At 54.9% G+C, this 19,201-nt stretch carries 18 protein-coding genes and 2 riboswitches; of the genes, 12 read left to right on the top strand and 6 right to left on the bottom strand.

Features of this window, described 5'->3' with window-relative positions; translation table 11 throughout:
• Positions 1 to 254: 254 nt before the first annotated feature.
• Genes rnhA through ispH form a run of 3 tightly spaced genes read right to left on the bottom strand, consistent with a single transcriptional unit; the run spans position 255 to position 2,691 of the window.
• Complete coding sequence (gene rnhA / locus WBY09_RS04140) at positions 255 to 704, bottom strand: ribonuclease HI (protein WP_008889182.1); 450 nt, start codon at positions 702 to 704, stop codon at positions 255 to 257.
• Between the two features lie 25 nt (positions 705 to 729).
• Positions 730 to 1,698 (bottom strand): homoserine kinase, encoded by a 969-nt coding sequence (locus WBY09_RS04145; protein WP_008889183.1) that lies wholly within the window; start codon positions 1,696 to 1,698, stop codon positions 730 to 732.
• 45 nt (positions 1,699 to 1,743) lie between these two features.
• On the bottom strand, positions 1,744 to 2,691 hold the full coding sequence (gene ispH / locus WBY09_RS04150; RefSeq protein ID WP_008889184.1) for a 4-hydroxy-3-methylbut-2-enyl diphosphate reductase: 948 nt from the start codon (positions 2,689 to 2,691) through the stop codon (positions 1,744 to 1,746).
• A gap of 256 nt (positions 2,692 to 2,947) precedes the next feature.
• On the opposite strand from ispH, the gene WBY09_RS04155 reads away from it, so the two are divergent.
• The 7 genes from WBY09_RS04155 to WBY09_RS04185 all read left to right on the top strand — a co-directional run bounded on the left by WBY09_RS04155 (position 2,948) and on the right by WBY09_RS04185 (position 10,017).
• Complete coding sequence (locus tag WBY09_RS04155; RefSeq protein WP_063088556.1) at positions 2,948 to 3,505, top strand: hypothetical protein; 558 nt, start codon at positions 2,948 to 2,950, stop codon at positions 3,503 to 3,505.
• A 103-nt stretch (positions 3,506 to 3,608) separates the two neighbouring features.
• Positions 3,609 to 3,707: riboswitch (glycine riboswitch) on the top strand.
• Between the two features lie 3 nt (positions 3,708 to 3,710).
• Positions 3,711 to 3,818, top strand: a riboswitch (glycine riboswitch).
• 59 nt (positions 3,819 to 3,877) lie between these two features.
• Positions 3,878 to 4,990, top strand: a complete 1,113-nt coding sequence (gene gcvT, locus WBY09_RS04160; RefSeq protein WP_197146043.1) for a glycine cleavage system aminomethyltransferase GcvT — start codon at positions 3,878 to 3,880, stop codon at positions 4,988 to 4,990.
• Positions 4,991 to 5,064: 74 nt separating this feature from the next.
• Positions 5,065 to 5,436: a glycine cleavage system protein GcvH gene (gene gcvH, locus WBY09_RS04165; RefSeq protein ID WP_008889187.1), complete on the top strand. Its 372-nt coding sequence runs from the start codon at positions 5,065 to 5,067 to the stop codon at positions 5,434 to 5,436.
• 3 nt (positions 5,437 to 5,439) lie between these two features.
• The gene (gcvPA, locus tag WBY09_RS04170) at positions 5,440 to 6,795 is read left to right on the top strand and encodes an aminomethyl-transferring glycine dehydrogenase subunit GcvPA (protein ID WP_210515033.1); all 1,356 of its coding nucleotides are present in this window, start codon (positions 5,440 to 5,442) and stop codon (positions 6,793 to 6,795) included.
• Entirely contained in the window at positions 6,792 to 8,288 is a 1,497-nt protein-coding gene (gene gcvPB / locus WBY09_RS04175) for an aminomethyl-transferring glycine dehydrogenase subunit GcvPB (RefSeq protein WP_197146041.1), read from the top strand. The genes gcvPA and gcvPB overlap by 4 nt, the downstream gene beginning before the upstream one ends.
• 202 nt (positions 8,289 to 8,490) lie before the next feature.
• Positions 8,491 to 9,402: a protein phosphatase CheZ gene (locus tag WBY09_RS04180; protein ID WP_336232074.1), complete on the top strand. Its 912-nt coding sequence runs from the start codon at positions 8,491 to 8,493 to the stop codon at positions 9,400 to 9,402.
• 210 nt (positions 9,403 to 9,612) lie between these two features.
• Complete coding sequence (locus tag WBY09_RS04185) at positions 9,613 to 10,017, top strand: hypothetical protein (protein WP_040822685.1); 405 nt, start codon at positions 9,613 to 9,615, stop codon at positions 10,015 to 10,017.
• 89 nt (positions 10,018 to 10,106) lie between these two features.
• Here the strand turns inward: WBY09_RS04185 and WBY09_RS04190 are convergent, their stop codons facing one another.
• Both WBY09_RS04190 and WBY09_RS04195 read right to left on the bottom strand, forming a co-directional pair.
• Positions 10,107 to 10,586: a peroxiredoxin gene (locus tag WBY09_RS04190; protein ID WP_197146039.1), complete on the bottom strand. Its 480-nt coding sequence runs from the start codon at positions 10,584 to 10,586 to the stop codon at positions 10,107 to 10,109.
• Between the two features lie 217 nt (positions 10,587 to 10,803).
• Positions 10,804 to 13,011 carry a protein-disulfide reductase DsbD family protein gene (locus WBY09_RS04195; RefSeq protein WP_336232076.1) on the bottom strand — a complete coding sequence of 736 codons (2,208 nt, stop codon included), beginning with the start codon at positions 13,009 to 13,011 and terminating at the stop codon, positions 10,804 to 10,806.
• Between the two features lie 320 nt (positions 13,012 to 13,331).
• On the opposite strand from WBY09_RS04195, the gene WBY09_RS04200 reads away from it, so the two are divergent.
• Positions 13,332 to 13,910: a YqgE/AlgH family protein gene (locus WBY09_RS04200; protein ID WP_008889194.1), complete on the top strand. Its 579-nt coding sequence runs from the start codon at positions 13,332 to 13,334 to the stop codon at positions 13,908 to 13,910.
• A gap of 87 nt (positions 13,911 to 13,997) precedes the next feature.
• Here the strand turns inward: WBY09_RS04200 and WBY09_RS04205 are convergent, their stop codons facing one another.
• Complete coding sequence (locus WBY09_RS04205) at positions 13,998 to 14,783, bottom strand: hypothetical protein (protein ID WP_064779841.1); 786 nt, start codon at positions 14,781 to 14,783, stop codon at positions 13,998 to 14,000.
• Between the two features lie 829 nt (positions 14,784 to 15,612).
• Between WBY09_RS04205 and coxB the strand changes: the two genes are divergently transcribed.
• From coxB to WBY09_RS04225, 4 genes are all read left to right on the top strand, one after another.
• Entirely contained in the window at positions 15,613 to 16,464 is an 852-nt protein-coding gene (coxB, locus tag WBY09_RS04210; protein WP_197146036.1) for a cytochrome c oxidase subunit II, read from the top strand.
• Positions 16,465 to 16,475: 11 nt separating this feature from the next.
• Positions 16,476 to 18,053, top strand: coding sequence for a cytochrome c oxidase subunit I (ctaD, locus tag WBY09_RS04215; protein ID WP_336232078.1), 1,578 nt, complete (start codon positions 16,476 to 16,478; stop codon positions 18,051 to 18,053).
• Positions 18,054 to 18,133: 80 nt separating this feature from the next.
• Positions 18,134 to 19,060, top strand: a complete 927-nt coding sequence (gene cyoE, locus WBY09_RS04220) for a heme o synthase (protein ID WP_197146034.1) — start codon at positions 18,134 to 18,136, stop codon at positions 19,058 to 19,060.
• On the top strand, positions 19,057 to 19,197 hold the full coding sequence (locus tag WBY09_RS04225) for a hypothetical protein (RefSeq protein ID WP_157097699.1): 141 nt from the start codon (positions 19,057 to 19,059) through the stop codon (positions 19,195 to 19,197). The genes cyoE and WBY09_RS04225 overlap by 4 nt, the downstream gene beginning before the upstream one ends.
• Positions 19,198 to 19,201 lie beyond the last annotated feature (4 nt).

Below are 19,201 nucleotides of genomic sequence, written 5' to 3' on the forward strand. Positions count from 1 at the left end.
AAAACCCGTACGATCCGCGTGACAAGCGTTCTCTCCCTGACACCCACTTTAGGCTAGTCGAATATAATGTACTCGACCTTTGTATGGGTGCCAACACCCCCTTGAATTAGTCTCAAGTCAAACCGCAACTTGATGAAAACGCAAGTTTGATTTCGTTAAACATTCAATTATCTGACACAAGCCAGCAAAGCTATTTATCTTGTAGCGAAGTCCCTCAGCTTCAAGCGGTTTTCCCGATAACCGCGAAAAATTCGTTATCGGGGCACGGCTTGGCGGGCCAATTCGTCGCATCTTTCGTTTTCCGGGTGACCGGCATGACCCTTGACCCAGTGCCACTCGACCTTATGCGGTTCAAGGGCTTGGAGCAAACGTTGCCATAGTTCCACATTCTTGACCGGCTTTTTATCGGCGGTTTTCCAGCCACGTTTCTGCCAGCCGAAAATCCATTTGGTAATGCCGTCGCGGACATAGCTGCTGTCGGTGTAGATATCGATGACACAGGGACGTTTCAGGGCTTCCAGCGCACTGATGGCCGCCATCATTTCCATACGATTGTTGGTGGTTTCCGGATCGCCGCCCGACATTTCCTTTTCGACACCCTTGAAGCGCAAAATAGCGCCCCAGCCACCGGGGCCGGGATTGCCGCTGCACGCGCCGTCCGTGTAAATCTCGACGCGGTTATCGTCACCGTTACTTGAAGTCATATTGTCGTGTTCCCCGCCTTTGTGCCTAATCCAGGCCATAGGCTGTTGCGTTTTCCACACGTTGGTGGAACCGCAATTTGTTGATGTATTCGCGCGGGTTCTTCGGGGTGACCAGCGCATCCTTGGGTGTATTCACCCAGTCATACAGCCGTGTCAGAAGGAACCGAAGACTTGCGCCGCGCGCCAGAATGGGCAGGGCGGCCTTTTCGACGTCCGAAAGCGGACGGACCTTGCTGTAATGCGACAGAAGGTTTTTGGCCTTGGTTACATTGAAGCTGTTGTCTGGTTCAAAGCACCAGGCATTCATGCAGATGGCAACGTCGTAGCAAAACAGGTCATTGCACGCGAAATAGAAGTCAATCAGCCCGGAAACGGCTTCCTTGTTTGGAAAGAAGAAGACGTTATCGGGGAACAGGTCCGCATGAATGACCCCTTTTGGAAGGGCGTGCGGCCAGTTTTCTTCAAGAAATGCGAGCTCTTCGCCAATCATCTTGCCAAGGCCGGGTTCGACATCGTCGGCATGTTCAGCGCAGCTGTCAAAAAGCGAACGCCATCCCTTGATGCTCAGCGCATTTGGCAGATGCATTTCGAAGTCCTGACCGGCTGAGTGCAACTCTGCCAGTGCGGCGCCAACCCCGGCACAGTGATGGGGTTGAATGCGCCTGGGCGACATGCCCTGCAGGAAAGACGTGATGGCAGCCGGGCGACCACAAAGGCGTCGCAGGGCAACACCGTCCTTGCCGTGGATCGGGGTCGGGCAATTCAGTCCCTTGGCCGACAAGTGATCCATCAGGCCAAGATAGAAGGGCAAATCATCGGGATTTACCCGCTTCTCATACAGGGTCAGGATATAAGGAGCCTTGGTCGTCTGAAGCAGGAAATTGGTGTTTTCGACGCCTTCTGCGATCCCCTTGAACGACACCACGTCACCGATATCGTATTCGGCCACAAAGCGGGAAATATCTTCGTCTGAAACGTCGGTATAGACGGCCATGAGTTCTATCGTCGTCCTGAGCTGAAAATAAGCATGTCCGCAGACCTAGCTGGCAAGCTGACGCGGCAGTTTGAAGGTGACATTCTCGTTGGTCAGCGTGATTGTTTCGACCGTCACGTCAAAGCGTTCGCGGCAGGCATCAATGACTTCCTCGACCAGGATTTCGGGCGCGGATGCGCCGGCCGTGATGCCAAGGCTTGAAATACCGTCAAGCTTGGACCAGTCGATATCCTTTGCCCGTTCGACCAGAACCGACCGTGTGCAGCCTTCGCGCTTGGCGACTTCGACCAGGCGGTTGGAGTTCGAAGAGTTCGGCGCGCCAAGGACCAGAATGGCATCGGCCTTTTCCGCGATCAGTTTGACCGCATGCTGGCGGTTGGTCGTGGCGTAGCAGATATCTTCCTTTTTCGGCACCGCGATTGACGGGAAACGCCGTTGCAGGATTTCAATGATCTTGGCGGTGTCATCAAGTGACAAGGTCGTCTGGGTCACGAAGGCCAGATTTTCCGGATCGCTGATTTCGATGGTTTCGGCGTCTTCCTCGGTCTCGACCAGGGTCATGCTGCCGGGCGGCAACTGGCCCATCGTGCCGATGACTTCGGGATGACCAGCGTGACCAATCAGAAGAATATGTTTGCCATCGGCGTGATGGCGTTCCGCCCCGCGATGGACTTTGGAGACCAGCGGGCAGGTCGCATCAAGATATTCAAGTTTGCGGGTTTCGGCCGCCTCGGGCACGGATTTCGGGACACCATGGGCCGAAAAGATCACCGGCACGCCATCGGGAACGGCATCAAGTTCGTCAACGAAAACGGCACCCATATCGCGCAGGCGATTGACCACGAATTTGTTATGCACGATTTCGTGGCGGACATAGACCGGTGCGCCATATTTTTCGAGTGCCTTTTCGACGATCTCGATGGCGCGATCAACCCCCGCGCAGAAACCGCGCGGATTGGCAAGAACGATCCGAAGGCTGGCTTTGTCAGACATGATACAGGTCCGGCTTTCCCAATTGCGTGCGGGCGTTGCCGACGCATTTTTCAAACATTCACGTTACATAACCTGCCTGATCATGCGGTGCAATGACTCTGGGGTAAATGGTCGGTGCGGGTTGGCCGAATTTTTGACGTTTTACACGGCCCAAGGCCTTTGAAGCGGGTTGTGCCGACATCCGCGACAGAATAGACTGCGCGCGGGCCGGTCGTCGCGATGCGGCCCGAAAACATTTGGTTTGATAGAGGCTTGGATGACAATCGGTAACGGACTTCGGCGCGTTTATGCATTGGGTATGGTCTCGCTTGGTGGATTGCTAAGCGCATGCGGCGGTGGCAACCCGTTCGAAGAACAGCCGGTCCCGGTTTGTCCGGCGGCCTATCTGCCAAAGGATACGGCAAAACTTGTCCAGTTCAGTGGTGCTGGCCGTGACCTGACCGATGTGATCGTCGAAGCCGAATTTACCGGATACCTCGGTGATTGCGGCTATGACCTTGATGACAAGGAACTTGATGTCATCATCAGCCCGATCATTACCGCCGAGCTTGGACCGGCAGCCCAGAACCGCAACGTTCAATTTAAATATTTCGTCGCCCTGCGCGACCCGAACGGCACCTTCATTCAGAAGTCGGTGTTTGACGTTAATATGGCGTTTGCCGACAATCTGAACATGGCACGCATCCGGGACGAACAGGTGACCCTGTCGGTGCCGCTGGACGATGTCTGGACCGGTCCGGATTACGAAATCTATCTTGGTTTCCAGCTGAGCGCGGACCAACTTGAGTATAATCGCCGCTTCGGAACCGATTGATTTTATTCGGGTTTGGTCATCTGAGACGCGGCAGGCCGATCGTGCCCGAAAAATAGGGGCTGGTCGGTTTGCGCGGAAACCCGTATAACAGAAACATACCCAAATGATGCACGTGGGAGAGGCCGCAGTCCTTATCGGATGAGCGGACGCCGAAGGAGCAACCACCCCGGAAACTCTCAGGCAACAGGACCGCGTGGAGATGGGACTCTGGAAAGCAGGTGACCTGAATTTCTGATCAGGAACACCTCGCCGAAGATGTAAGCAGACCGGCTTCCTACCCCGGATGTGATTCTTTCAGGCTCCAAAGACAGAGGGGGAATGTGGTTGGCCACTGGTCGGCTATATTTCGCAACGATTGTCCTGGAGAACCTGATGGCGGATCAAGAATCCGAACTTCTAAAAACTGCCCTTTATGATTTGCATGTGGAACTCGGTGCCAAAATGGTGCCGTTCGCTGGCTATGCCATGCCTGTGCAATATCCGCTTGGTGTGAAGGGCGAACATCTTCATACCCGTGCGAAGGCAGGCCTGTTTGATGTGTCCCATATGGGGCAGGTGCGTTTGACCGGCGAGAACCGCGTGGCGGAGCTTGAAAAGCTTGTGCCCGGTGATATCGCCATCCTCAAACCCGGTCGCACCCGCTATTCCGCGTTTACCCAGGACGACGGCACGATCCTTGATGATCTGATGATTACCAATGCGGGTGACAGCCTGTTTCTGGTGATCAATGCGGCCTGCAAGGACGATGATATCGTTCACATGCGTGCCAACCTTGGCGATGGTGTATCGCTTGAAGAAATCGATGACCGCGCGCTTCTGGCGCTTCAGGGCCCGGACGCGGCCAAGGTTCTGGCACGCTTTGCACCATCGGTTGCCGATCTGAAATTCATGAGCTTTGCCGAAGTCGACATCGCTGGCAGTCCGTGCTTTGTCACCCGTTCGGGTTACACTGGCGAAGACGGCTTTGAGATATCTGTACCCAACGCCGATGCCGAGGCGCTTGCACGCAAGCTGTTGGCCGAGGAAGAGGTCGAGGCGATTGGCCTTGGTGCACGTGATTCACTGCGCCTCGAAGCAGGTCTTTGCCTGTATGGTAACGACATTGATACCACCACGACCCCGGTTGAAGGGGATCTGAACTGGATCATTAATAAACGTCGCCGGGCCGAGGGTGGTTTCAAGGGCGCGGATGTGATCCTTGATCAGCTTGAACACGGTGCGGATCGCAAACGTGTCGGCATCAAGCCCGAAGGCAAGGCACCTGCACGCGAACACACCCAGATTTTGAACGCGGATGGCGAAGAAATCGGCGAGATTACATCGGGCGGGTTTGGCCCGACCGTCGATGGCCCGATTGCCATGGGGTATGTCGCAATTGAATTTGCCGAACCGGGTACCAAGGTCGATCTTATGGTGCGTGGCAAGGCGCGCCCGGCCGAGGTGGTCGAACTTCCGTTCGCGCCGCATCGTTATTTCCGCGGTTGAGAACCAGAATTTATCATAGAGAGAGCGGCGCTACGCTGCATTGGCACTGAATTGATCAACAGGGACAATGGAAGATGACTAAGAAATTTTCGCAGGAACATGAATGGATCGAGCTTGAAGACGGTGTGGCAACCGTTGGCATTACCGATTACGCGCAGCAGTCGCTGGGCGATATCGTCTATGTCGAGCTGCCGGAAGTTGGCAAGAAACTGACCAAGGATGGCGACGCCGCAGTTGTTGAATCGGTCAAGGCCGCCAGCGACGTTTACGCCCCGCTCGATGGTGAAATTGTCGAGGTTAACGAAGAGCTCGATGACAATCCTGCACTGGTCAATGAAGCCCCGGAATCGGATGGCTGGTTCTTTAGAATGACACTGACCGATGAATCCCAGCTTGATGAGCTGATGGATGAAGCTGCCTACAAAGACTTCGTCGAAGGCCTTTAAAACATGCGTTATCTCCCACTGACACGCGCTGATCGTGCTGCGATGCTTGATACCATCGGGGCATCATCGGTTGATGAACTTTACTGTGATGTGCCGGACGGCGCGTTGCTTGATGCACCTGTTGATTTGCCATCCCACCTTGGCGAAATGCAGGTCGAACGCGATATGATGGCCTTGGCCGCCAAAAACATGGGCGCATCAAGCGTGCCCAGTTTCCTGGGTGCCGGTGCCTATCGCCACCATGTTCCGGCGACGGTTGATTACGTGATCCAGCGCGGTGAGTTTCTGACCGCCTATACCCCGTATCAGCCGGAAATCGCGCAAGGCACGTTGCAATACCTGTTTGAATTCCAGACCCAGGTTGCCTCGATCACCGGGATGGATGTTGCCAACGCGTCGATGTGGGATGGTGCGACATCCTGTGCCGAAGCGGTGCTGATGGCCTGCCGTGCGACCCGTCGCAAGAAGGCAGTTCTTTCGGGTGGTTTGCATCCGCATTACCGCGAAGTGACCGAAACCTATTGCCAGTATAGCGACACCGAAGTTGCCGGACGTGATGGGCATCCGGAACATCAGGCAACTGCCGAAGAACTCAACGATCTGATTGATGATCAGACGGCTTGCGTTGTGGTGCAGTACCCGGACGTCTTTGGCCGCATTCAGGATCACACCCAGTTGGCCGATCTTTGCCATGCCAAGGGTGCGCTTCTGGTGGTGGTCTTTACCGAGGCGGTGGCGTTTGGTGCAGTGAAATCACCGGGCAGCTTTGGCGCAGACATCGTTTGCGGCGAAGGCCAGTCGATCGGTAATGCGCTGAATTATGGTGGGCCGTATGTTGGCCTGTTTGCCACCACGCAAAAGCTCGTGCGTCAGATGCCGGGCCGCCTGTGTGGTGAAACGGTCGATCAGGACGGCAAACGTGGCTTTGTTCTGACGCTGTCGACCCGCGAACAGCATATCCGCCGTGAAAAGGCGACCTCGAACATCTGCACCAACTCGGGCCTGTGTTCGTTGGCCTTTACGGTGCATATGAGCCTGCTGGGTGAAGATGGTTATCGCCGTCTGGCGACTTTGAACCATGAAAATGCCTGCAAGGCAGCCGATGCGATTGACGCCGTTGAAGGCGCATCTGTGGTCAATGACAGCTTCTTTAACGAATTCACCGTGAAGCTTTCCAAGCCGGCCGCCGAAGTGGTTGAAGCACTGGTTGCCAAGGGCGTCCTTGCCGGTGTGCCGCTGTCGCGCCTGTATCCGAACCGTTCGGATCTGGATAACTACCTGTTGGTTGCGGTCACCGAAACCAACACGGACGAGGATATCGCGGCCCTTGCGTCCGCATTGAAGGAGGCGCTGGCATGACCTTTACAACCCATACCGGCAACCGTGGACTTGTTCTTGAAGAACAGCTGATTTTCGAGCAGGGCCAGCCCGGCCGAACCGGCGTTGATTTGCCGGAACCAAAGGGCACCAAATCGCGCCTTGGCGGTCTTGACCGTGATAGCGACGTTGGTCTTCCGGGGCTTTCGGAGCCGCAAGTCGTGCGTCACTTCACGCGCCTGTCGCAAAAGAACTACGGCATTGATGCCGGTTTCTTCCCGCTTGGTTCGTGTACGATGAAGCATAACCCGCGCCTGAACGAAAAAGTCGCCCGTCTGCCCGGTCTTGCCGATCTGCATCCGATGCAGCCCGAAAGCACCGTTCAGGGTGCGCTGGAACTGATTGATCAGTGTGCGCATTGGCTTCTAGTCCTGACCGGCATGCCGGCGGTTTCCATGTCCCCGGCAGCGGGTGCGCAGGGCGAGCTTTGCGGCATGATGGCCATTCGCGCGGCCCTTGATGCACGCGGTGAAAACCGTCGTCGTGTTCTGGTGCCGGAATCAGCCCACGGGACCAACCCGGCAACCGCAGCCGCCTGTGGCTTTACAGTTGATTCGATCCCGGCGACCGAAGATGGCCGGGTTGATCTGGCGGCGTTTGAAGCCAAGCTTGGCGACGATGTGGCTGGCATCATGCTGACCAACCCGAACACCTGCGGTCTGTTTGAACGCGATGTGCGCAAGATTGCCGATCTGGTGCATGAAGCGGGTGGTTACTTCTATTGTGATGGTGCGAACTTCAACGCCATTGTCGGTCGGGTGCGCCCGGCAGACCTTGGCATTGATGCCATGCATATCAACCTGCACAAGACGTTCTCGACCCCGCATGGCGGCGGTGGACCGGGTTCAGGACCCGTTGTCTTTTCCGAGGCACTGGCACCGTTTGCCCCGATCCCGTATGTCGTGAAAAAGGGTGAGGGTTTCCATCTGGTCGAAACCGCAGACGAAGAAGACGGCATGAAGCCGTTTGGCCGTCTGAAGGGCTTCCATGGTCAGATGGGGATGTTCATTCGTGCCCTGACCTATATGAAAAGCCATGGTGCAGATGGCCTGCGTCAGGCATCGGGTGATGCGGTTCTGAATGCCAACTATTTGCTGGCGCGTCTTAAGGACAAGCTCAGTGTGGCCTTCCCGGGCTATTGCATGCATGAAGCCCTGTTTGACGACGGCTTCCTGAAAGATACCGGTGTTTCGACGCTGGATCTGGCCAAGGCAATCATCGACGAAGGGTTCCACCCGATGACGATGTATTTCCCGCTGGTGGTTCATGGGGCGTTGCTGATCGAACCGACCGAGACCGAAACCAAGGAATCGATCGATCAGTTCTGTGATGCGATTCTGTCGCTTGTGGCCAAGGCCGAGTCGGGCGATGCAGAATTCTTCAAGAATGCACCGTACCTGACCCCGCGCAGACGCCTTGATGAAACGGCGGCTGCCCGTAAGCCGGTTTTGCGCTGGAAGCCTGAAACAGCTTGATAACCAACGCAACCTGACCTTTTGGAGCACCCCGGTCTTTTGGCCGGGGTGTTCTTTTTCAAAGACTTGGACTTGAAACCCATTGGACTTGTCGCAATCTGCACCCTTATACTTGCCGTAATAGTAATGAACGCCGTCAAAAAGGTGCGTTTGGGGATTTAGTGATCGGACGCATGTCCGTTCCGGAGGGTTAAAGTCAGTTATGTCTCGTCGCGTGCAAAAAGTATTCACTGCCGAACGTCGTCTTAAAGAACGCACCGGTGGTGTTGTTGAGGATTGGTCTGACTCCTTTTTTGACCCGACGCTGGAAAGCGGCATGGGGGCAGGGGAACCGATGCAGGCATCCTTGCCGGCAGCGACGAATGCCCCGGAAACATCCGGTATTACCCAGGCTGTTCTTGATGAAATCAGAGCCCTGCGTGGTGAAGTTTCACAACTGCGTCAGGCGGTGGCAGCCGGTGGTGTTCCGGCCAGTGATGTCGCCGCCCCGTTTGCATCAAACGATGCGCCGATGGATGAATTGCCCGAACCGGTTTCAAGTAACCCAAGTCACTCCAATCGCCCGGGTGCGGCAGAGCCCGATCGTGACGATCTGGAACTGATCCGCACCCAGATCGCGGAAATGAACGAGCACATCCACCGTGCCAAGGTTCAGATTGCGTCGCTGCGCCATCCAAAGGCACAGGATGACCGATTGGTAAGTGCGACCTCGGAACTTGATGCCATCGTCAAAGATACCGAAATGGCGACCCACACCATTCTGGAATCCGCCGAGCAGATTGACGATCTGACGATGACGCTTAAAAACTCGGCGCCGAGCGATTTTGTCGCCGATCACGTCGAACAGATTGCCTTCATCGTGACCAAGATCTTTGAAGCCTGTAACTTCCAGGACATTACCGGCCAGCGCATCAACAAGGTGGTCAGCACGCTTGAGTTCGTTGAAGAGCGCGTCCACAACATGATCTCGATCTGGGGTGAAGATGCGTTTGCCGAACTGCCGGTTCCTGAGGTCGAGGAAGAATCACGGCCCGAGGATGCAGATCTTCTGAATGGTCCGCAGCTCGAAGGGGAAGGCATCAGTCAGGACGATATCGACAAGTTGTTCGAATAATTCGAAAAATGCTTGGTTTTGTGCTGTGATTTAAGGTAGTAGCGTGAGCTATATCTTCTTGGCAAAGAGCGCCTCGGGCGTTTTCGCCCAGTCTTTTGTCAATCAAAAGTTTACATATGTAAGGTAAGTTCTTACCTATAAGAATAAGAAGCTATGTTGGGATGCGTGTGACATACGGTTGCACGCGTTTTGGCGTGCTTGGAGGTTAATATGGGATTTTGGTCTCTCGGTGCTATTCGCCAGCCAAAGGCACAAGATATAAAATGGCGAAAAAGCCCACGTGGGGAGTACTACCGCCTGTTCATGATCGACGATATTTCAGAGCTTAGCCTGGATGGGGTCGGTGGCGTTTACTTGCTGTGGCATGGTGGCCTGAAGCCGTCTTGGCTGGTGGCTGGTGCAACAGAAGATCTTGGACACAGTTTTTCTGAACTGATGCGAGATCCGGATATTCGCGAATATGACACCCGTGGCGGGGTCTATATGAGCTGGTCACCGATCAAAGACAGTTTCCGGGAAGGTGTTGTGCATTTCATTGCCAAGCACACCAACCCGACCTTTGAATGCGATTATGACAGCAAGGAAGACCCGATACCGGTTCTGCTTCCGCGCTGATCAGGCAATAATATTCCCTACATTCAAAGCAAAAAGCTCCGCAAATGATTGCGGAGCTTTAAGCGCTTGTTCCGGGAAAGTTTCCGGTTTTAAAGCTTTTTCAGAACAGCTTCGGCACTTGAAACTTCAAACGCGCCCGGTTCTTCGATGGCAATGTCGGTGACTTTGCCGTCTTCGACAATCATGGCGAAACGGTTGGCACGCTTGCCAAGGCCGCGGCCGGTCAGATCAAGTCCAAGCCCGGTTGCGTCGACAAACGCCAGATCCCCGTCCGAAAGCATGGTGACGTCGTTGGCCTTTTCCGCATCGGCCCATGCCTGAAGGACAAAGGCATCGTTTGATGCAAGGCAGGCAATCTCATCGACACCTTTGGCTTTGATCTCATCGGATTTGGCAACAAAGCCCGGAAGGTGTTTGGCCGAGCAGGTCGGGGTAAAGGCGCCCGGTACGGCAAACAGGACAACTTTGCGACCTGCGAAGAATTCCTTGGAATTGACGGCTTCCGGACCGTCGCTGGTTGCGCGGAAAAGGGTAACTTCCGGGAGTTCGGAACCGACTGAAATGGTCATGGGTATCTCCGTTATTTGGCGCAATCCCGTTGACTGCGCGCTGGATCGCATGCCGGAATCAAACACCAAATCTGCTTGGCATTCAATGCTTTCACGCAGAGTTTTTAACAGGTTTCATCTGCCTGACTTCAATTGGCAGCAATTTTGGGCCTGTGTGTGCCTTAGCGCCTGCCTGCTGACCGGCGCCAAATCACTACGCGTTCTCAATCAGATGTGATCACTTTGCGGAACTGGCAAGGCTTGCCGAACCGTTTGCATCTTCAAGCGCACCAAGAACCTCGTCCACACCGAGCAATTCTGAAAGCAGGATGCCATCCGGTGCCCCCGGACCAAATACCGCATTGAACGGGATGCCAAACCGGCCATAAGAGGCAAGGTAGTCGGCAATCTTTTGATCCGGGCGGGTCCAGTCGGCCTGCATCAGAACCACATCATCCTGCATCAATGCATTTCGGACGTCGGGTTTTTCGAGAACCAGCTTTTTGTTGACCTGACAGGTCACACACCATTCGGCGGTAACATCGATCACGACCGTTTTTCCATCGGCAACCAAACCATCAATGGTTTCAGGTGCAAACGCCTGCCAGACAAGTGTGCCATTGTCCGATGATGCGCGCGGCGACGACGGCGGTTGTGAAAAGCCGGGCGCAAACAGTGCAACAAGGAAGCCCAACACGGCCAGTGACGTAAAGGCAAAGCGTGGACGCAGGTTTGATGTGCGTTTGCGGGCCCAGATAAAGACACCGCCCAAAATCAAACCAAGCCCGACAGCAATCGCACCACCCATGCCGATCTGGACCGACAGAATACCCAGAAGCCAGATCGCCGTGCCGATCAGGGCCAGACCCAGAACAACTTTGACACCATTCATCCAGCGTCCGGGTTTGGGCAGGATATGGGCGACACGCGGCTGGATGGCGATGGCAAAATACGGCAGGGCCAAGCCGATCCCCAGCAAGGTGAATATCCAGAAGATATCAAACACACTGCCCGCCAGTGCAAAACCAACCGCCGTGCCAAGGAACGGGGCAGAGCAGGGGGTTGCCAACAAGGTGGCAAACATACCGGTCAGGAAGTTGCTGCTGATATGGTGGCCGTGGCTTTCGCTGCGTGTGATGGCGTCATTTGCCGCGTTGCCAAGCTGATCCGGGCCGGAAATTTCAAACAGCCCCCACATATTCAGCGCAAACAGGGCGAGTATGATCGTCATAACCGTCAGGAACAGAGGTTGCTGGAACTGAATGCCCCAGCCAATGGTGCCCCCGGCCAGTTTGATGCCGACCAGAACAGCGGCAATCACCCAGAAGGATGTGATGATCCCGGCCGCACTGGCAAGGAAACCGATGCGCACCCGATTGATGTCCTGTTCGCGGGCTTTAAGGGCTGACATGACCTTGATCGACAGGACCGGCAACACACAGGGCATGACATTCAGGATCAGGCCGCCAAGCAGGGCAAACAATCCGATCATCGCGAAACTCATGCCCGCCGTTGCGCCCGCACTGGATGCTGTGCTTATGGCGGCTTTGCCATTACCGACAACAAGGTTTTGCTCAACAGAAAGCGGACCGGCGATGACGGTGACGGTGACCGGCTGATCTTTCAGTGTCTGGTCTTCGGCCAAGCCCATGACGGTCAGATCGAAATACTGAATATCCTCGTTGCTGCCCGTCGCGGTCGTTTGCGGTTCGGGCAGACCGAAACCCGCACGCAGGTCGCTTTCAATCAGGATGTCATCAATGTCGACCCCGGCATCATCAAGGCCGCGAACACCCAGACGCAGGCTGTGCGCATCGCCCTGACTGATGCTGGAAACGCTGGTGACTTCGATGGGAAGGCCGGTGCCACGCAGCGGCACCTTGGAAACAAATTTTTCGATCTGGTGGGCGTGATTGCTGGCGATCGAGGTGCCTGCACCTGCGGACGCGCCTGCCGGGACATCAAGATTAAAGCTGGCATTTGCCGGAATGCAGATGTCGCTGCACACCAGATAATCGACATCAAGGCGGATCGCGACCGGCTGGGCCGGATCGGGGATCGCAACATCAATCGGCAGAATGATGTGATCCTTGTAGCCGAATGTTTCGAGGCCAAAGATCGAAAAGCGGTAAGGGGCCGGCCAAAGGATGTTTGCGTCGCCGACATTTTCGGAACCGGTCCAGTCAAGTTGCGGCGGGAAACCGGCATCGCCTGCGCTGCGCCAATAAATCTTCCAGTCGGGTTGCAGTTCGTATTCAAGACCAAGACGGAGTGTCTGTTTGCCACCGGTTTCGGTTTGCGCACTGATCAGGCGGACTGATGTGAAGTCCTCATCGACCCAGTCGGTTGCCATATCCGATGCCGCCAGTGCAGCAGAACTTGCACCGATGGATGAAAGGCAGATGGCAATCAAAAGAGCCAAGCGGGTGATAAGGTGGCGGAGCACGTGTTGTTCCTTAAGCACGAAAAACCGATTTGCGCAGTGTTGGCCAAACTTGTGGCACAGAAGAGGCGTAATTCCAGTCCCCGTTCAAATCAAGCCACGACTGTGTGAACGCCCTATCACTAGCACATGCAGGCAGGGGCTTGTCCTGATCCAACGCAAAACGAGATGGATCCATTGCCATGGCAGTGCGTTCCTACCTACATGAGGTATATGGGAATCCGGAATGTCAAACGACAAAAAACACGGTTTTCCGGGTTCTTGATGGAAATGGGCAGGTATTCGCGCTAGGCTCTGTGAAACAGGATAAAGAGAGTTGCGACATGGCAGAAGGTATAGGCACGGGTGATTATCTCGGCGGCAAGCTGTTGGTAGCGATGCCGGGCATGCGTGATCCGCGCTTTTCGCAAAGTGTGGTCTATATCTGTGCGCATAACAAAGACGGTGCGATGGGGCTGGTGATCAACCGCCTGATCGACAGCATCACTTTCCCGGAATTGCTTGAACAGCTTGGCATTGCACGCCCGGCACCGACCATCGAAGACATTCAGGTCCATTTCGGTGGACCGGTTGAAAGCAGCCGTGGCTTTGTTCTGCACTCGACCGATTTCTCGAACGAGGCGACCCTTCATGTTGATCGTGGCGTGTCGGTGACAGCGACGGTTGATATTCTTGAACAGATTGCCGTCGGCGAAGGTCCGCAAAGCCGCATCCTTGCCCTTGGTTATGCCGGCTGGCGCAGCGGTCAGCTTGAAAGTGAAATCCTTGCCAATGGCTGGCTTCATGTCGATGCCGATGCGGATCTGCTGTTTGATACCGATTGCGAAGACAAGTGGGAACAGGCGTTTTCACGGCTTGGCTTTGCGCCGGAACTGCTTTCGGGGGAAGCCGGACACGCTTAAGGCGTTCTGTGCTGAAACCCGAGGAACCCGCCATAAGAAAAGCCTGCCAGATTGGCAGGCTTTTGCATTTCGTAGCGTCGTGATCGATCAATCAAACAGGGCGTCGATTTCTTCCTGTGAGAAGATCTGGTCGACTTCATCCTGGGACACGCGATTGGCATTCTGCGGTGCCTTGGTGACGGTTTTGTCCAGGTTGTCGAGGCCTTTGGGATCTGGCGGCAGATCAAAGTCGCCAAAGTCATCCTCACCCCAGATTTCGATCACGCGGTTCACGCGTTCCTCGATATACTTCATGGTATTGACGACTTTGGTAATCCGCTGCCCGGTCAGATCCTGGAAGTTACAGGATTCAAAGACTTTCACCACCAGTTCGACAATGTCATCGGCCAGCCCTTGCGTGTAGTCATCCGGGGCGGCGGACCGAATATTGTGGGCAACCGCGTCAATCTTTTCGACGGTTTCAAGGATGTTGGCAGTCGCATCCTCGGTGGCGGCGACGACGGAATCAAGTTCACCCTTTACGATATTAAGACGCGTGCCGCTGTCATCTTCGGGCGCGGTATAAAGGGCCGCGATTTCGCGTTTTGTTTCCTGAATGGAATTGGCAAGGGCGCGAACTTCGTTTTTGACCAGACGCAGCTCATTGCGGGCGTCGGCCTGTTCGTCGTCTTCCGGGTCGATTGCCTTGTTCGCCTTTTTCTGCTCCTCGATCATCACGCGGATGTCGGTAAGCAGTTCAAGCTTGAGATCCTCAATCGCGGTATGCAGGCTCGAAATGTCGGCCCCGCCGACAGAGCCATTCGCATCAGTCGGCATGTCGGTCGGCAAGGCGACCATGTCGCTCATGGTTTCGAGTTTGTTGAGCAACCGCATTTCCGCGGTAAATAGTCTTTTACTTCCTGAGCGTGCCATAGACGAACCTCTGTCTTTGAACCGTCTGCATCGGGCAGCAACCTGGCTGGTTGCGGTGCACGGAACATCGGGAATGCATACGTTTTGGTAGAATAGTCCGCAAAGCTGATATATCCAACCGAATTTCTATCCGTGATATTGGGGAAAAGTCCGCTCAATTAAAGGGTTCGGACAGTATTTTTGCATTTGGCTTTTTACGGCTTGCGTCAAGCCCGTGTCCGAATCGTTGGCAAAATCGATCCTGGAGCGGTCTGTTGCGAAAAATCAGCCCGGATCAGGACGCTGTCAGGATGACGTAACGTCGTGTTGATCCGGTAATGTGCGGATCGCGTAGGATTTGAAAAGAAACGGCTTTAGCCATTGGTTGAAGTGATTCTAACGAGTTTTGCGCATATATTGCAAAGCAGCATTCGTTGGGAAGGTGAAAATCGGCCATGCGGAATGGCGGTTTTTCTATCCAAGGGTGGGTGTTTAGAACGATTTCAGCCAAAACCACTGCGCTAATTTGATGGATTATCAAATACATTTTTTGTGCAACGCAGCGAGGTTTTTTCTGGAACAGGTGTCGAAGATACGCTATTTGCCTGCGTTACCAATGTACTTTCATGTGCAGGCTATTTAAGAATAAGATATGTCAGAGGAAATGCTCCGGCCCGTTGATTTTTAATCTTTGGTTGAAGCGGTGAAATGTCCCCCGCAGGGCACATGACGCCGGGTCAACAAAAGCACACGGGGGTGGGGAAGAGTGAGGCATATCGCCTTGAGATGTAATGCGAGGGGGCAGATTCGCATGTCGATCAAGAAGCTATTTCCCATTCTGTTGTTGGGATTGGCGGTACTTACCGGGTTAGACAGTGCAGCGATTGCTGCCGTTGGTCAGCCCGAGCCGTGGCAGCTTGGGCTGCAGGACCCGGTTTCACCGGTGGCTGTTGAAGGCCAGAAATTCTTTAATCTACTGATCTGGTTGATGACGATCATTACCGTGATCGTTTTGTTTTTGCTGCTGTATGTGCTTTTCCGCTTCAGTGCGAAACGCAATCCTGTGCCGTCGAAAACGACCCACCATACCCTTCTTGAAGTGGTCTGGACGGTTGTTCCGGTACTGATCCTCCTTGTTATCGCGATCCCGTCTTTCCGCCTTCTGTATTTTGCAGACCGCGTTGAGGATGCCGATCTTACGCTTAAGATCATTGGCAAGCAGTGGTACTGGACCTACGAATATCCCGATAACGGCAACTTCACCTTTGATTCTTTGATGATCGATGAAGAAACTGCCGTTGCCGAGGGCATGAACCGCCTTCTGGATGTGGATAATCCGGTCGTCTTGCCGGTGGATCAGAATATCCGCCTGATCATGACTTCTGACGACGTGATCCATAACTGGGCCATGCCATCGTTGTTCATCAAGCTTGATGCCGTTCCTGGCCGACTGAACGAAACCTGGACCCGCATTCCAGGCGAGTATGCCGGTACGACATTCTATGGTCAGTGTTCCGAGCTTTGCGGCGTAAACCACGCCTATATGCCGATCGCTGTCAAAGCTGTTACGATGGAAGAATACGAGGCCTGGGTAGCCAAGGCCCAAGAACAGTTCGCATCTGCTGATTTGCCGTCTGCGGTATCAGTGGCATCGGCAGAGTGAGGGAGAGATTGATGGCTCACGCTGACACACATGATCATACCCCCGGCTTCTTTGCCCGTTGGTTCCTGTCGACCAACCACAAGGATATCGGGACGCTTTATCTTATCTTCTCTGTGATCGCCGGTTTGATCGGTGGCGCTTTCTCGGTCTGGTTCCGTATGGAACTGGCTCAGCCGGGAACGCAGATCATTGAAGATCACCATTTCTTCAACGTGCTCGTGACCGCACACGGCATGATCATGGTGTTCTTTGTTGTCATGCCGGCCATGATTGGCGGTTTTGGCAACTGGTTCGTTCCGATCATGATTGGTGCGCCGGATATGGCGTTCCCGCGTTTGAACAACATTTCGTTCTGGCTGATTGTTCCGGCCTTCATCCTGCTGATGCTCTCTGCCGTTGTCGGCAGTGGTGCCGGGACCGGATGGACGGTTTACCCGCCGCTTTCGGGCGTGCTTGGGCATCCGGATGCGTCGGTTGACCTTGCGATCTTTGCGCTGCACCTTGCCGGTGCCAGCTCGATCCTTGGTGCGGTGAACTTCATCACCACCATTTTCAACATGCGTGCGCCGGGCATGACCCTGCACAAGATGCCGCTGTTTGCATGGTCGATGCTGGTGACAGCCTTCCTGCTTCTGCTGGCGGTGCCGGTTCTTGGTGGCGCGATCACCATGCTTCTGACCGACCGTAACTTTGGCACGGACTTCTTTAATCCGGCCGGCGGTGGTGACCCGATCCTGTATCAGCACCTGTTCTGGTTCTTCGGTCACCCGGAAGTTTACATCATGATCCTGCCGGGCTTTGGCATCATCAGTCACATCATCTCGACCTTCTCGCGCAAGCCGGTCTTCGGCTATCTCGGGATGGCCTATGCGATGGTAGCGATCGGTGTTGTCGGCTTTATCGTGTGGGCGCACCACATGTACACTGTGGGCATGGATGTTGACACCCGGGCATACTTCACCGCGGCAACGATGGTGATTGCGGTGCCGACCGGGGTTAAGATCTTTTCGTGGATTGCGACCATGTGGGGCGGCTCGATCTCGCTTCGCGCTCCGATGCTTTGGGCGATCGGCTTCATCTTCCTGTTCACTGTGGGCGGTGTGACAGGTGTGATGCTGGCGAACTCGGGCATGGATCTGCCGTTGCATGACACCTACTTTGTTGTGGCGCACTTCCACTACGTGCTGTCGCTTGGTGCGGTCTTCTCGATCTTTGCGGGCTTCTATTACTGGTTCAGCAAAATGTCGGGCTACGAGATTTCCGATCTCGGTGCGAAGATCCACTTCTGGCTGTTCTTCATCGGCGTTAACCTGACCTTCTTCCCGCAGCACTTCCTGGGTCTTGCTGGCATGCCCCGTCGCTATGCCGACTACCCGGATGCGTTTGCAGGCTGGAACATGGTTTCGTCCTATGGCGCTTACATCTCGTTTGCCGCGACCATCTTCTTCCTCGGTGTGGTGGCGCATGCCTTCATCCGTGGCAAGAAGGCCGAGGCAAATCCGTATGGTGAAGGTGCCGATACGCTGGAATGGACTGTGAGCTCTCCGCCGCCGTTCCATACCTTTGACGAACTGCCGCGTATCAAGTAAGTGATCCTGGTTTAAGTCCCCCGCAGACCCCGGTTTGCGGGGGACATCCTACCGCCCCGAAAGAGAAGACCAGAGTTCAAATGACCAAGCAGGCTGCCAACCAGACCATCGCACTCGAAAACGCAGTATCGCTGCCGGTTTCGGATGTGCGCGACTATATCGCATTGCTTAAGCCGGGCGTGATGACCCTTGTGGTTTTCACCGGTGCTGTTGGTCTGTTGATTGCCCCGGGTTCCATTCATCCGTTCCTTGGACTCGTCGCAATTGCCTGTATTGCAGTTGCCAGTGGTGCGGCTGCATCGATTAACATGTGGTATGATCGCGATATCGATATCCACATGAAACGTACCCAGAACCGACCGATCCCGGCCGGGCGGGTGCCCGCAGACGAGGCTTTGTCGCTTGGCATTGCCCTGTCGATCGTTTCGGTAACCGTCATGGCGGTTGCCATAAATTTTGCAGCTGCGGCTTTGCTTGCGGTGTCGATCGCGTTTTACGTGTTCGTTTACACCATGTGGCTTAAGCGCAGCACACCACAGAATATCGTCATTGGCGGTGCCGCCGGGGCCTTTCCCCCGATGATCGGCTGGGCGTCGGTGACCGGCGGGATTGATATCAATTCAATCGCGCTGTTCATGATTATCTTTATGTGGACACCGCCGCATTTCTGGGCGCTGGCACTGTTCCGTTGTGGCGATTACGCCAAGGTCGGCGTGCCGATGATGCCCGTAGTCGCCGGTGAAGCCGCAACCAAAAAGCAGATGCTGGTTTATACCATCCTGCTGTTGCCGGTGACGCTTGTGCCGGTTGCGACCGGATTGCTTGGTGTCTTTTACGCCGTGACCGCTGGCCTGACCGGGCTTTGGTTCCTGCGTCATGCGGTTCGTGTTCTGCGCAATGCCGAGGAACGCGCCCCGCACAAGATGTTTGGCTATTCGATCCTGTATCTGTTTGTCCTGTTCGGGGCGATGGTTGCAGACGTCTGGCTTGGCGGGTTGATCGCATGAGTGAGGAACCCAAAATGAACAAGGCGGAACTCGACGCGTTCTATGCCAAGCGCAAAAAGAAGAACTGGGCCTTTCTGGTTATCCTGACCAGCCTGATCGTCCTGTTCTTTGCGATCACGATTTTGAAGATGAGCTAGGAAA

This window comes from Thalassospira sp. CH_XMU1458 (assembly GCF_037027205.1).
Classification (GTDB): Bacteria; Pseudomonadota; Alphaproteobacteria; order Rhodospirillales; family Thalassospiraceae; genus Thalassospira; species Thalassospira tepidiphila.

Coding starts and splice junctions, on each gene's coding strand:
- coxB (WP_197146036.1), top strand. CDS start 15,613: ATGTCGATCAAGAAGCTATTTCCCATTCTGTTGTTGGGATTGGCGGTA.
- WBY09_RS04185 (WP_040822685.1), top strand. CDS start 9,613: ATGGGATTTTGGTCTCTCGGTGCTATTCGCCAGCCAAAGGCACAAGAT.
- rnhA (WP_008889182.1), bottom strand. CDS start 704: ATGACTTCAAGTAACGGTGACGATAACCGCGTCGAGATTTACACGGAC.
- WBY09_RS04145 (WP_008889183.1), bottom strand. CDS start 1,698: ATGGCCGTCTATACCGACGTTTCAGACGAAGATATTTCCCGCTTTGTG.
- WBY09_RS04200 (WP_008889194.1), top strand. CDS start 13,332: ATGGCAGAAGGTATAGGCACGGGTGATTATCTCGGCGGCAAGCTGTTG.
- WBY09_RS04190 (WP_197146039.1), bottom strand. CDS start 10,586: ATGACCATTTCAGTCGGTTCCGAACTCCCGGAAGTTACCCTTTTCCGC.
- gcvPB (WP_197146041.1), top strand. CDS start 6,792: ATGACCTTTACAACCCATACCGGCAACCGTGGACTTGTTCTTGAAGAA.
- ispH (WP_008889184.1), bottom strand. CDS start 2,691: ATGTCTGACAAAGCCAGCCTTCGGATCGTTCTTGCCAATCCGCGCGGT.
- gcvPA (WP_210515033.1), top strand. CDS start 5,440: ATGCGTTATCTCCCACTGACACGCGCTGATCGTGCTGCGATGCTTGAT.
- ctaD (WP_336232078.1), top strand. CDS start 16,476: ATGGCTCACGCTGACACACATGATCATACCCCCGGCTTCTTTGCCCGT.
- WBY09_RS04225 (WP_157097699.1), top strand. CDS start 19,057: ATGAGTGAGGAACCCAAAATGAACAAGGCGGAACTCGACGCGTTCTAT.
- gcvT (WP_197146043.1), top strand. CDS start 3,878: ATGGCGGATCAAGAATCCGAACTTCTAAAAACTGCCCTTTATGATTTG.
- cyoE (WP_197146034.1), top strand. CDS start 18,134: ATGACCAAGCAGGCTGCCAACCAGACCATCGCACTCGAAAACGCAGTA.
- WBY09_RS04180 (WP_336232074.1), top strand. CDS start 8,491: ATGTCTCGTCGCGTGCAAAAAGTATTCACTGCCGAACGTCGTCTTAAA.
- gcvH (WP_008889187.1), top strand. CDS start 5,065: ATGACTAAGAAATTTTCGCAGGAACATGAATGGATCGAGCTTGAAGAC.
- WBY09_RS04155 (WP_063088556.1), top strand. CDS start 2,948: ATGACAATCGGTAACGGACTTCGGCGCGTTTATGCATTGGGTATGGTC.
- WBY09_RS04205 (WP_064779841.1), bottom strand. CDS start 14,783: ATGCGGTTGCTCAACAAACTCGAAACCATGAGCGACATGGTCGCCTTG.